The following is a 13,556-nucleotide window of genomic DNA, read 5'->3' as shown; positions in this document are numbered from 1 at the left end:
ACGATGCTCGCTCGTCCGGGGAGCGCGCGGCTGGTGAGGGCGTGAGCGCGAGTACGGAGGATGGGAAGGCGCACACCTCAGGCAGGCATCACGCCATCGAGGGCGCTCGTCTCAGACGTCGACCAACGTCAGGCCCGCAGCGGCAGCACGCCCCAGGCGGCACTAATGGATCGCGGGGTGGTGGGGCCCCACCGAGCTCCGCTCGGTGGGGCGGCGGGGGCGCGTGCCCCCGCCGTGAGACTGCGGCGCGTGCCCCCGCCGTGTAACCGCGAGACTACGCCGCGGTGTGCGGGCCGATCTGCTGGAGGCGCGCGTTGATCACGTCCCAGTTCAGGCCGGAGAGCACGTTGGCCACGTAGTCCGCCTTCTTGGTCTGGTAGTCCGCGAAGTACGCGTGCTCCCAGGCGTCGATCGCGACCATGATATGCGTGTTCGCGAACAGGCCGACATCGTGCTCGGTCCGGATGAGGTTGTTGAAGAGCTTCTTCTCCTGGTAGTCGTACACGAGCACCGTCCAGCCGTGCGCGCTCAGGAGCGCCGCCTTGGCGTCCGCCAGCCAGTTGTCGAAGCTGCCGAAGGAGGCCTCGATGAGCTGCTTCGACTGGGCGCTCGGCTGCGTCGAGCCGTTGCCGATGTTCTCGAAGTACAGCTCGTGCAGCACCGTGCCGTTGAACGCGACAGGCTCGCGGCGCTTGAGCTCGCTGTACGCGTTGTACGAGTAGTTCGGCGCGCTGCGATCCGCCTTACCGAGCTGCTCCCAGATCTCGTTGAGCTTCTTCACGTAGCCCTGGTACAGCGTGAAATGCGCCTTGAGCTGCAGATCACTCAAGCCCTTGGCGTTGCCGCCGAGGAGATGATCGAAGTTCTTCGGTTCGCGGGCCATGGTGCCTCCTAACGAGTGCCGCAAGCAACGCGTGCCGCGGGGTCAGGGCGCCGCTCTACCGCTGCCGCACTCCGGTAGCAACCCTGGCGTGCGAGGCTCCACGGCGCGACCTCACGACGCAAGCGGACCTGCCCCGGACCCGACCGCCCTTGCAGGAAACTCCGTACAGGCGCGCGAGGCGCACCGTGAATGCGCGTCGGAACCGCGGCGACCAGGCCCGCGCCGCCGCGCGCACAGCGCCTCCCTCGAGCCGGCCCGATGGCCCGCCTCGCCGGGAAAAACCTCGTGAAACGTTGAACGCCGCGGGCATTTCGGTCGATACTCCGGGGGCTTGCTGTTCCTTCGCGCAAGGAGGCGACCTCGTTCATGCCGGCTCGTACACAGGGGACCCATCCGACGGCCGCGCTCGCGGCGGCGCTGTGCCTGCTCGGGGCAGCGGCTCAGGCCGAAGCGCAGGAGCCCGCGAGACCCGAGGGCTTCGCGCTCGACAGGTTCCAGCCCGCGCCGGCCGGCGACCGGATGTTCGGTGTCCAGTCCGCCTACGCAGCAGGAGACGCGTCGCCCCACATCATGATCCTCGGCGACTACGCCCAGGACCCGCTCGTGTTGCGGAGGCTCCGAGGGAACGAGGATATCGGCGACGGCAAGGTCGTCGGCAGCCAGCTCCTGCTCCACCTGAGCGCCTCGCTCTCGCTCTGGGAGCGCCTCACGGTGAACGTCGATCTGCCGCTCGCGTTCCAGTCCGGCGACGGCGGGGTCGCCTCGGGGGCCGTGCTCCCGCAGCCGGCCACGAGTGCGCTCGGGGACCTCCGGCTCGGCGCGCGCGCGACCCTCTTCGGCGACTACTTCGATCCGTTCCAGATCGCCCTCGGCGGCTACGTGTGGCTGCCGACCGGCGACCCCGAGGCGTACTCCGGCGACGGCGACGTGCGCGGCAGCCCGCAGCTCATCCTCGGCGGCCACCTGGATCGCGCGGTGTGGTCGCTCGCCGCGGGGCCTGAGTTCCGGTCGACCAGGCAGTTCGCCAACGTCGAGCAGGGGATGATGGTGCACTGGGGCGCCGGCGTCGGCCTGCTGCTCGACGACGAGCGGCGGCTGCAGATCGGGCCGGAGATCACCGGCTCGATCACGATCTCCGACGTCCAGCCGCGCACGACCAACCTGGAGGCCCTGCTCGGCGGGCGCTACCGCTTCGCCAGCGACTTCGAGGCCGGGCTCGGCGTGGGCCCCGGCCTCACCGCCGGCGTCGGCACGCCCTCGTTCCGCGCGGTGGCCATGGTCGCCTACTCGCCCGAGGTGAAGCCGCCCGTGAAGGATCGGGACGGCGACGGCATCCCCGACGACGCCGACGCGTGCCCGGACGTCGCCGGCGTGGGGAGCACGGACCGCGCAAAGAACGGGTGTCCGCCGCCCAAGGACGCGGATCGCGACGGCATCCTCGACGCGGTCGACGCCTGCCCCGCCGTGGCCGGCGTCGCCTCGCCGGACCCGAAGAAGAACGGCTGCCCGCCGCCCGGGGACCGCGACAAGGACGGCATCACCGACGACGTCGACGCGTGCCCGGACCAGGCCGGCCCGAGCAACGAGGACCCGAAGCAGCACGGCTGCCCGCCGCCGCCCGATCGCGACAGCGACAAGATCCCCGATCCGTCGGACGCGTGCCCGGATCTGCCCGGCATCGCCACGACCGACCCCGCCACGAACGGCTGCCCGGGCGACACCGACGGCGACGGCATCCGCGACGATCAGGACGCCTGCCCGAACGAGAAGGGCAAGCCGAACGAGGATCCGAAGCAGCACGGGTGCCCGGCCTCGGTCCGGGTGACCGAGACCGAGATCGTCATCCTGCAGCAGGTGCAGTTCGACACCGGCAAGGCGACCATCCGGCCGGTCAGCCACGAGCTGCTCGAGGAGGTCGCCGGCGTGCTCAAGGACCATCCGGAGATCCTCAAGATCGAGGTCCAGGGCCACACGGACGACCGCGGAGCGCGCCAGTTCAACACGAAGCTGAGCCAGGCGCGCGCGGAGTCGGTGCTGATGGCGCTCGTCGAGCGCGGCATCGCGCCCGAGCGCATGCAGGCGAAGGGCTACGGCCCCGACGTCCCGATCGCGGACAACAAGACCGAGGCGGGGCGCCAGAAGAACCGGCGCGTCCAGTTCAACATCATCGAGAAGGCAAAGAAGCAGCCATAGGGCTGGAGGCGTCGATGGCAAAGCGATTGGCAATCACGGGGCTGACCGGCGCCGCGCTGCTCGGGGCGCTCTCGGGGACGGCGGGCGCGGATCCGGTGCGCCGGGTCCAGGTGGCGCAGCGCGGCGACTTCGTCCTCATCGGCAACACGCTCGCGCACGAGTGCGGGCCGTCCGCGGCCACGCCCCTGGTGGGCTCGGTCGCCGAGAACTGCGGCACGTCGGGGACGCTCGTGGACACGGCGCCCGACGTCTACTGGCGGGCCGACAGCCCGCTCGCGGGGCAGGCCGAGGCGAGCCCCACGGTAGCCCCCTCGGCGGCCCGAACCACCGCGGTCCTCAACCTCCCCACGGGCGCGCGGGTGACCCACGCCTATCTCTACTGGGCGGCGAGCCGCGCCGCGGGCTCGGCCGATCTCACCGTGACCCTGGATCGGCCCGGCACCTTCAGCAACAGCGTGACCGGCACGCTCTCCGGCGAGGTGTCCTCCAGCGACATCCACGCCCAGGCGGTGGCTGACGTCACCGAGATCGTGCGGACGCGCGGCGCGGGCGCCTACCGCCTGGGCGGCATCTCCAACGCGATCGCCCTCAACGACGTGAACAAGTCCTTCGTGTTCGCCGGCTGGTGGATGGTCGTGCTCTACGAGCTGACCACCGCGCCCGCCCGCAACCTCGCCATCTTCGACGGGCTCGACATGGTGTTCGACGGCGAGGCGGTGGAGTGGACGATCTCGGGGTTCGTCGTCCCCTCGGGCGCGGGCCTCGCGAAGCTCGGCGTCATCGGCTACGACGGCGACAGCACGACCGGCGACGGCATCGAGTGGAACGGGACCGGGCTCTTCGACGCGGTGAACCCGGTGAACGACTTCTTCAACAGCTCCCGGTCGTTCCTCGGCGCGCCGGCGTCGGCGGTGGGCGATCTGCCGCGGCTCACCGGCGGGCCGCTGAGCATGAGCGGCATCGACGTCGACGTGGTCCAGGTCCCGTCCAACTTGCTCAGGCCGGGCGACACGTCGGCGGAGGTCGGGGCGGTGGTCCTGGGCAACGACAGCTACCTGCTCGGCGGCCTCATCACGTCGGTGCCGACGCGCCTGCCGGATCTGACCAGGTCGACAAAGTCGGTCCTGGACCTCAACGGCGGCGGCGTCGCGCCGGGCGACACGCTCGAATACACGATCATCGTCGCGAACACCGGGGACGACAGCGCCGCGAACGTCGTGCTGAGCGATCCGCTGCCGACCGGGGTCACCTACGTGCCGGGCTCGCTCGAGATCACCGCGGGCCCGAACATGGGCGGCGTGACCGACGCGGCCGGCGACGACGAGGGCGAGTACATCGCCGGCACGAGGACGGTCCGCATCCGGCTCGGCAGCGACGCCAGTGCGGCCCAGGGCGGCTCGCTCGGCGTCGACGAGACCACGACGGTGCGGTTCCGCGTCACCATCGACCCGGGCACGAACGGCGAGATCGCGAACCAGGCGACCGTCGCGGCGCAGAGCCCGGCGGGCGGATCTTCGCAGAACTACCCGACGGACGGCAACGGCACGGACCAACCGGGCGCGCCGCCGACGTCGATCCTCGTCGACAGCGACAGCGACGGGCTGAGCGACGGCGACGAGATCGCCGCCGGCACGGACCCGAACGACGCCGACACCGACGACGACGGGATCAGCGACGGCGACGAGGAGCTCTGGGATCGCGACACCGACGGCGACGGGCTCGTCAACGCGCGGGACGTCGACAGCGACAACGACGGCCTGTTCGACGGGACCGAGGTGGGGCTGACGGACTGCGACGGCCCGGGGACGGACGCGCTCGCGAGGCACTGCGTGCCCGACGGCGACGCCGGGGCGACGACGACCGATCCGCTGGACGCCGACACCGACAACGGCGGCGCGCTCGACGGCTCCGAGGACGCGAACCTGAACGGCGTGCTCGACGAGGGCGAGACGGACCCCACGACGGGGCACGGCGCGGACGACAGGCAGGTCGCCGACACCGACGGCGACGGGCTCGGCGACGCCCTCGAGGGGCATATCGGCACCGATCCGAACGACGCCGACTCGGACGACGACGGCGCGCGCGATGGGCATGAGCCGAACCCGACGGATGATCACGACGGCGACGGGCTCGTCAACGCGCTCGACATCGACAGCGACAACGACGGCCTCTTCGACGGGACCGAGCTCGGCCTCGGCTGCGACGGTCCGGGCACCGACGCGGCGGCGGGCAACTGCACCCCCGACGGCGACGCGGGCGCCACAAAGACGTCGCCGCTCGACGCGGACACCGATCGCGGCGGCGTGACCGACGGCTCCGAGGACGCGAACCTGAACGGCGCGGTCGACGCGGGCGAGACCGCGCCTCAGGCCGGCCACGGGGACGACGATCGGCAGAACACCGACAGCGATGACGACGGGCTGAGCGACGATCTCGAGGAGACGCTGGGCACCGATCCGAGCGACGCCGACTCCGACGACGACGGGGTGCGCGACGGGCTCGAGCCGAACCCGGCGGACGACAACGACGGCGACGGGCTCATCAACGCGCTCGACGTCGACAGCGACAACGACGGCCTCTTCGACGGGACCGAGCTCGGCCTCGACTGCGACGGCGCCGGCACGGACGCGCCGTCGCGGCGTTGCACCCCGGACGCGGACGCCGGCGCCACGAAGACGTCGCCGCTCGACGCGGACACGGACGACGGCGGCGTGAGCGATGGCTCCGAGGACGCGAACCTGAACGGGGTCGCGGACAACGGCGAGAGCAACCCGACCCGCGGGCACGGCGACGACGACAGCGAAAACGACGACAGCGACGACGACGGGCTGAGCGACGATCTCGAGGAGACGCTGGGCACGGATCCTGGCGACGCGGACTCGGACGACGACGGCGTGCAGGACGGGCAGGAGCCGAACCCATCGGACGACACGGACGGCGACCGGCTGATCAACGTGCGCGACGTGGACAGCGACGACGACGGGCTCTTCGACGGCACGGAGCTCGGCCTCGCCTGCGACGGCCTCGGCACCGACGCGGAGGCTGGGCACTGCACGGCGGACGCCGACGGCGGGGCGACGAGGACGTCGGCGGTGCGCCGTGACAGCGATCGGGGTGGCGCGAGCGACGGCTCCGAGGACGCGAACCTGAACGGCGCGATCGAGGCCGGCGAGACCGACCCGACCGCGGGCCACGGCGACGACGACGACCAGAACGTCGACAGCGACGGCGATGGGCTGGGCGACGACCTCGAGGCGTACCTCGGATCGGACCCGGGAGATCGCGACAGCGACGACGACGGTCTGTTCGACGGCGACGAGCCGAACCCCAGCGACGACGGCGACGGCGACGGGCAGCCGGGCGTCCTGGATGCGGACAGCGACGGCGATGGGCTCTTCGACGGCACCGAGGCGGGGAAGGACTGCGCGGACGAAGACACCGCCAGCGACGCCGGGACGTGCACGCCGGACGCCGATGGCGGGGCCTCGACGACGAGCGTCGTGGACCCCGACACCGATCGGGGCGGCGCGAGCGACGGCGAGGAGGACCAGAACCACAACGGCATGGTCGACGAGGGGAGCGACGAGACCGATCCGAACGACGCTGGGGATGACCGCGGCGACCGTGACGGCGACGGCCTCTCGAACGCCGAGGAGACGGCGCTCGGCACCGATCCGGACGACGCGGACAGCGACGACGACGGGGTGATCGACGGTGAGGAGCGCGAGCCCGGCGCCGACACGGACGACGACGGGAAGATCAACGCGCTCGATCCCGACAGCGACGGGGACGGGCTCTTTGATGGGACCGAGCTGGGCAAGGACTGCTCGCACGAGGACACCGAGGCCGACGCGGCGACCTGCGTGCCCGACGGCGACAACGGGGACACGACGACGGATCCGACGAAGGCCGACACCGACGGCGGCGGCGCCACCGACGGCGAGGAGGACGAGGATCACGACGGCGTGGTCGACGCGGGCGAGCGCGATCCGAACGATCCTGCGGACGATCGGCCCATGACGTGCGAGCAGGACAGCGATTGCGACGCCGGCATGGTGTGCGACGGGGCGACGAAGCAGTGCGTCCCGGGTTGCCGCAACGAGGACGACAGCATCGGTCCGTGCCCCACGGCGCCGCCCGGCGACGGGATCGTGGTGCAGGGCGGCGGCTGCGCCTGCACGGCGGGCGCGGACGAGCACGGCAGCCCCTCGGTGCCGTGGGCCTTGCTCGCGGTCGGCACCTGCGCCGCGGCGCTGCACCGGCGCCGTCGGCGCGGATGAGCCCCTCCACGACGGCGCCCCCGCCCGGAGCAGGTGGAGCGGATCCGACCCAGCGGGTCCGACCCAGGTTGCGGCGGCCAGCGGCCAGCCGGCCTGACGCGGGCGGCCAGCAGCTGGCCTGACCCAGGTCGCCTACCCGGCTCAGGTTGCGGCCGCCGACCCGACCGGGGTTGCGGCTGCCCGCCTCGACCCAGGTTGCGGCTGCCCGCCCCGACCCAGGTTGCGGCTGCCCGCCCCGACCCAGGTTGCGGCTGCCCGCCCCGACCCAGGTTGCGGCTGCCCGCCCCGCCCCGACCCAGGTTGCGGCTGCCCGCCCCGACCCAGGTTGCGGCTGCCCGCCCCGCCCCGACCCAGGTTGCGGCTGCCCGCCCCGCCCCGACCCAGGTTGCGGCTGCCCGCCCCGCCCCGACCCAGGTTGCGGCTGCCCGCCCCGACCCAGGTTGCGGCCGCCCCGACCCGCCCCCCCCACCCCGCGGACCCGACCCACGTTGCGCCGGATCCGCGGGCTGCCGACGGGGCCAGCAGGTCCGCCGATCGCCACCCCTCCGCCCGGGTCGCACGCGCCGCGGGTTGCCATCTGCCGTCCGTGGCTTAACGATATTTCCTCACGGGAGAGTCCATCTTGCTCCGACCTTCTGATTCCGTCGTCCGCGCCATCACGATCGATGGCGCTTTTCGCGTCATCACGGCGCTGACCACCGACACCGTGCGCGGAGCCATCGCGGTGCAATCGGCCACCGGCTCGACCGCGCAGCGGCTGGGGGAGCTGATCACCGGCGCCATCCTCGTGCGCGAGGCGATGGCGCCGAACCTGCGCGTCCAGGCGATCGTCAAGGGCGCGACCGGCCACGGGACCCTCGTGGCCGACTCGCACCCGGACGGCACGAGCCGCGGCCTGGTCAACCTGGGCAAGGGCGCCGCCGAGAAGAGCGCGGTGGAGATCGGCGAAGGATCGCTGCTGCAGGTCATGCGCACGCTGCCGAACGGCATGCTCCACCAAGGCGTCGTCGAGGTCCCGGCCGAGGGCGGCATCTCCGGCGGCTTGATGACGTACATGCAGGAGTCGGAGCAGGTCGTCTCGATGATCGCGGTGGCCACGCTGATCGGCGAGGACGGCGTCGGCGCCTCCGGCGGATATCTGGTGCAGCTGCTCCCGGAGGTCGAGCGCGGCCCGCTCATGGTGATGACCGAGCGGCTCAAGGATTTCGAGCGCCTCGACGACGTGCTCGCGCATGAGGGCGCCTCGGCGGACGTGCTGCTCGAGGAGCTGCTCTACGGCATGCCGTTCTCGCGGCTCGACGACTCACCGCTCAGCTTCAGCTGTCGCTGCAGCGAGCTCCGGGTCATGACGACGCTGGCGAGCCTGCCGCGGACCGACATCGAGGAGATGGTCGAGGACGGGAAGGTCCTCGACATCCGCTGCGACTACTGCGGCAAGGACTACCAGGTGTCGCCGTCGCAGCTCCGCTCGCTGCTGACGACGAGCTGATCGCCGCCCATGGCGCGCGTCCGGCGCGCCGGGCCGCGCGAGGTCACGCTGGCTGGTCGGGCGAGAGGCCGCGGTGCACGAAGGCGATGACCCGCTCGATCTCGGCCTCGTCGTCCCACGCCGCGTCGGGCGCGATGAACACGCGGTGGAGGATGTACCCCGCGAACGTCGAGGCGATGCAGCGGAGGACGAGGGCCGGCGGCCAGCCGACGATCTGCCCCTCGCGCTGGAAGTGCTCGATCTGGGCGATCCCCTTCGCGAGGAACGGCGCGTACACCCGGCTGGCGATGCCGATCCGCAGCTCGGCGTCGAACGGCAGCTCCTGCGCGAGGATGCGCACGAGCTGCGGGTGCGCGCGCACGAACGCGGTGCGCTCGGCGAGGAGCGCCCGCAGGAAAGCCTCGAAGGTCGGGTACGTCGCGTTGAAGAGCGGGTCCATCGAGCGCGCCAGCGCGGGCCCCACGAGCTGCTCCATGGCGGGACCGATCACCCCGAGGAGGAGATCCCTCTTGGTGGGGAAGTACTTGAAGATCGTCGCCTCTGCGACCCCTGCGCGCCGGGCGATGTCCCTGGTCGCGGTCCCGCGGAAGCCATGCTCTGCGAAGGCAGCCACCGCGGCCTCGACGATCTTTCTTTGCGCCTCGGTCAAGGTGTCGTTCGAGCGCGGTCGTCGGCTCATCGGCGTTCCCTCGGCTCATCTCTAGTACCGCCCGGCCGCGATCCCGACGGATTTCGGCCGCCGCCGCGGGACGGACCGCGAGCGGCGCCCGCCGTCGCGCGCGAGGCGCTGCGCGCTCCAGCGGCGCGCGCCTCGTCGCGTCCCCCTGGCGCCCGGCGCGCCGCGAGCGGCCGGCGATCTAGGCGGCTTCGGCCCTGCGCGTGAAGAGCCGGCCGAGGGCCTGCGGGAGCGCGCCCTCGTCGAGCGGGTCGCTGCGCACGCCGACGTAGCCGTCCGGCCTGACGAGGACGGCGGCCGAGGACGCGACGCCGTACGCCGCGTGGGCGTGCCCGTCGGGATCTGCGAAGCCTCCGCCCTCGAGCGCGCCGATGACGAGGACCTTGAGGTCTGGCCTGCCGAGCTGCGCTGCAAGCTTTCGGGCGTGCTCGCGCGCCCCTCCGTCCGCCTGCGGGCCGGTGAAGAACAGCAGCGTGAACTCGGCGTCGCGCATCAGGTCGAAGAGGTGGACGTGCTCTCCCGCCGCGCTGCGGACCACGGCGTCCGGCGCGCGATCCCCCGCGCGGGGCCCGTGCTCCGGCGGGTTCCCGATCTGCACCGAGAGCGGGCTCTTCCGGTAACGGATCTTGAGCTGCGAGAGGAATCCCAGGATCCGGCGCTGCACGGCGGAGATGCCGAGGGCGCGGGACGCGAGGCGCGGCGCGATCGCGCGCAGGGTCCGGCCCACCGGCCCGTGTCCGGCCATGAGGCCGAAGAGTCGGTCAGTGAAGTCGATCAGCTTGCGCGCCACGGGGAGCCGCTCCACCTCGTAGGTGTCCAGCAGCCACGCGGGCATCCGGCCCTGCTCGACGGCCGCGAGCTTCCACGCCAGGTTGTAGGCGTCCTGGATTCCGGTGTTCATGCCCTGCCCGCCGGCTGGGCTGTGGATATGCGCCGCGTCGCCGGCGAGGAACACGCGTCCTTTGCGCAGCCGCGCGGCCACGCGGTGGTGGAGCCGGTAGCGCGAGAGGACGATCGACTGCTGGACCTTGAAGGGTACCGGGATCATCTCGCGCATGGCGGCCTCGAACTCCTCGAGCGAGACCTGCGCGCCGTGCATCGGCGGAGGTTCGGGCCGGATGAGGATGACCCGGAACCGGTGGCTGCCAGGCACGGGAAACGCTGCGGCGACGCCCCGACGCGAGGGGCTGATGTAGATGTCGCCGTCGGGCAGCGGCCACTCGACGATGAGGTCGCCGAGCATGCAGTGATCGTCGTAGGTATCGCCCTCGAAGGCGATGTCGGCGCCCTTGCGGACAGCGCTGTGCGCGCCGTCGCAGCCGAGCAGCCATCTGGCGCGCACCTCTTCGCTGCTCCCGTCGGCTCGGCGGAGCGAGCACGCGACGCCGGCGCTGTCCTGCGTGTAGGAGGCGAGCTCGATGCCGCGCTCGAGCGTCACGCCCAGCCCGGAGAGTCGGGAAGCCAGGACGCGCTCGGTATCGAACTGCTGGAGGATGAAGATGCCCGGGATCGGCGTGGACAGCTCCGGGAAGTCGAAGATCGGCAGCCGGGCGCGCTGCCCGTCGGAGAGGAGGACGTTGATGCCGCCCACGCGCACGGCGCGCTCCATGGCGAGATCGACGATCCCCATCCTGCGGAAGAGCTCCATCGTCCGTGTCTGAACTGCGAGCGCTCGCGAGTGATCCGAGGGCGGCTCCGGTGCTCTGTCCACGATCCGCACCGTGAGCCCCCGCCGGGCGAGCTCCCCGGCCATCGTCAACCCGGTCGGCCCTCCGCCGACCACCAGCGCGTCCAGTGCTCCCGCCATAACCCGCCTCCGATTTGGTGAGTGAGTACTCACTCACTAAGGCAGGGCGAGCGGGTTGGCAAGGCGACCGTCGCTGATGTCGACCGCAAGGCGCCGACCACAACGTAGGTTGAGGTGGCAGCGGCCCGACCCAGGTTGAGGCAGCCGAGCAGCCGACCGACCCAGGTTGCGCTCTGCCGACCGACCCAGGTTGCGCTCTGCCGGCCGACCCAGGTTGCGCTCTGCCGACCGACCCAGGTTGCGCTCGTCCGAGCTCGTCCACCCTGCTGCCGACCGACCCAGGTTGCGCTCTGCCCGACCGACCCAGGTTGCGCTCTGCCGACCGACCCAGGTTGCGCTCGTCCGAGCTCGTCCACCCTGCTGCCGACCGACCCAGGTTGCGCTCTGCCGGCCGACCCAGGTTGCGCTCTGCCGACCGACCCAGGTTGCGCTCTGCCCGACCGACCCAGGTTGCGCTCGTCCGAGCTCGTCCACCCTGCTGCCGACCGACCCAGGTTGCGCTCTGCCCGACCGACCCAGGTTGCGCTCTGCCGGCGCTCTACCGACCGACCCAGGTTGCGCTCGCCCCCCAGCAATCCCGTCAAGGGCGGATCCACCGCCCCGCAAGCTCTCTCTCCTCTCCCCTAGCCCCTCTCCCCCCACCCCTCCCCGCGTGCTTGCTCCGCGGGATCCATGCGATGGTCGCCGCATGGCAGAGGTCCACGTCAACGTCTACATCCACGCCCCGATCGAGCGCGTCTTCGACGCGGTGGCCGATCACGAAAGCTTCCTTCGCTCCGGGGACGGCACCCGCACGACGCTCATCCGGCCGGGGCTCACCGAGCGCAACGGCCTCGGCGCCCTCCGCGAGGTGCGCGTCGGGAAGCGGATCCGCTACGTCGAGGAGATCACGGCCTTCGAGCGCCCCGCCTCGTTCGACTACCACATCCTCGAGAGCAGCCAGCCGCTCCGGCACCACGGCTCGCGTCTCCGCTTCACCTCGCGCGGCGACGGCACCGAGGTCGACTGGACATCGCGCTTCGAGGTCCCGCTGCCACTCGTCGGCGACCTCCTCGGCTCGCTCGCCAGGCGCTTGTTCACCGCGGCGTTCACCGAGCTGCTCCTCGCCGAAAAGGCGCGCCTCGAGGCCTCGCAGCCCAAGCCCGCCGCATGACGCGCCCGCGGCCCCTCCGGCAAGCCGGGGAGCTCCGGACCTAGAGGCCCGCCGCCTTGCACGCCTCGGCGTACTGGGCCGTGCGGATCTGCTCCTGGGTCCAGAACGCGTCCGCGAGCACCCAGTCCTTCAGGTTCTCCTTGGTGACCGCCAGCGGGACCAAGCAGCACCGACGGGACGTCCTTCGTCCCGTTGCTGACCGTCTTGCCGCCGGTGATGTCCGTGGGCACGGGCTTGCCCGTGGCGAGGTGGTACGCGATCACCGCCGCGGCCTCCGCCTGCGGCTTGATGGCCTTGTACACCGTCATGTACTGCTCGCCGAGGAGGATCCGCTGGACGGCGGCGAGCTCGGCGTCCTGGCCCGTCACGGGCGGCAGCGGCTTGATGCCGGCCGCCTTCATCGCGGCGATCGCCCCGCCGGCGGTCCCGTCGTTGGCCGCGTACACGCCGTCCACCTGGTTGTTCAGCGCGGTGAGGGCCTGGGTCATCTGGTCCTGCGCCTTGTCTGGGCTCCAGTCCGGCGTGTCGTACTCCTTGACCACCCGGACCTTGCCGTCGAGCGCGCCGTGCGCCCCCTTCTTGAAGGTCAGCCCGTTGTCGTCGGTCGCCGCGCCGTTGATCATCACCACGCGGGCCGTCGGCTTGTTGTCGAGCGCCTTCAGCAGCGACTCGCCCTGGAGCCTGCCCACCGCCTCGTTGTCGAACGACACATAGGAATCGATCGCGTCCGTGCCCGGGACGAGGCGGTCGTAGGCGATGACAGGCACCTTCTGGGCCTTGGCCTTGTTCGCGATGACGGCCGCCGACGCGCTGTCGACCGCGTCGAGGACGAGCACGCTCGCGCCGTTCGTCAGCGCCGCTTCGGCCTGCGCCTGCTGCTGCGAGGCGTCCTTTAGCCTTCATGAACTTTTCCCATGTACACAAACTGCGGCAGGGCCGACGTATACCCTCACTGGAGAGTGCCGTCCATGGCCGCTGGCCCCCGGGGAGGGGCCGCGCTCGGCGAGGCCGAACCGGGTCTCGCCGAGCGCGTCGAGCGGGCGCCTCTGAGCGGGAAGTCTCCGAGCGGCCGCGC

The 13,556-nt window shown here is 71.8% G+C and carries 7 protein-coding genes and 1 pseudogene; 4 read left to right on the top strand and 4 right to left on the bottom strand.

Going from position 1 to position 13,556, the window contains the following annotated elements:
- Positions 1 to 274 precede the first annotated feature (274 nt).
- Positions 275 to 883: a superoxide dismutase gene (locus WME98_RS23795; protein ID WP_061626602.1), complete on the bottom strand. Its 609-nt coding sequence runs from the start codon at positions 881 to 883 to the stop codon at positions 275 to 277.
- 366 nt (positions 884 to 1,249) lie between these two features.
- Between WME98_RS23795 and WME98_RS23790 the strand changes: the two genes are divergently transcribed.
- The 3 genes from WME98_RS23790 (at position 1,250) to WME98_RS23780 (ending at position 8,845) form a co-directional block, all read left to right on the top strand.
- Positions 1,250 to 3,076, top strand: coding sequence for an OmpA family protein (locus tag WME98_RS23790; RefSeq protein WP_437335270.1), 1,827 nt, complete (start codon positions 1,250 to 1,252; stop codon positions 3,074 to 3,076).
- Positions 3,077 to 3,090: 14 nt separating this feature from the next.
- Positions 3,091 to 7,356 carry a hypothetical protein gene (locus WME98_RS23785; protein ID WP_437953338.1) on the top strand — a complete coding sequence of 1,422 codons (4,266 nt, stop codon included), beginning with the start codon at positions 3,091 to 3,093 and terminating at the stop codon, positions 7,354 to 7,356.
- Positions 7,357 to 7,978: 622 nt separating this feature from the next.
- A complete protein-coding gene (locus WME98_RS23780) occupies positions 7,979 to 8,845 on the top strand; it encodes an Hsp33 family molecular chaperone HslO (RefSeq protein ID WP_061629864.1) in 867 nt (288 codons plus the stop codon).
- A 43-nt stretch (positions 8,846 to 8,888) separates the two neighbouring features.
- Here the strand turns inward: WME98_RS23780 and WME98_RS23775 are convergent, their stop codons facing one another.
- Both WME98_RS23775 and WME98_RS23770 read right to left on the bottom strand, forming a co-directional pair.
- Positions 8,889 to 9,524, bottom strand: coding sequence for a TetR/AcrR family transcriptional regulator (locus WME98_RS23775; protein ID WP_437335268.1), 636 nt, complete (start codon positions 9,522 to 9,524; stop codon positions 8,889 to 8,891).
- Between the two features lie 178 nt (positions 9,525 to 9,702).
- On the bottom strand, positions 9,703 to 11,328 hold the full coding sequence (locus WME98_RS23770) for an FAD-dependent monooxygenase (protein ID WP_437953337.1): 1,626 nt from the start codon (positions 11,326 to 11,328) through the stop codon (positions 9,703 to 9,705).
- 688 nt (positions 11,329 to 12,016) lie between these two features.
- On the opposite strand from WME98_RS23770, the gene WME98_RS23765 reads away from it, so the two are divergent.
- On the top strand, positions 12,017 to 12,481 hold the full coding sequence (locus WME98_RS23765) for an SRPBCC family protein (RefSeq protein WP_437953336.1): 465 nt from the start codon (positions 12,017 to 12,019) through the stop codon (positions 12,479 to 12,481).
- A 293-nt stretch (positions 12,482 to 12,774) separates the two neighbouring features.
- Here the strand turns inward: WME98_RS23765 and WME98_RS23760 are convergent.
- A pseudogene (locus WME98_RS23760) lies at positions 12,775 to 13,317 on the bottom strand (substrate-binding domain-containing protein); the annotation flags it as partial.
- Between the last annotated feature and the right edge of the window lie 239 nt (positions 13,318 to 13,556).

The organism is Sorangium sp. So ce296, assembly GCF_051529605.1.
Lineage (GTDB): Bacteria > Myxococcota_A > Polyangia > Polyangiales > Polyangiaceae > Sorangium > Sorangium cellulosum_D.
Note: the sequence above shows the minus strand (reverse complement) of the source record. Positions and strands in the feature narration are given on the sequence as shown.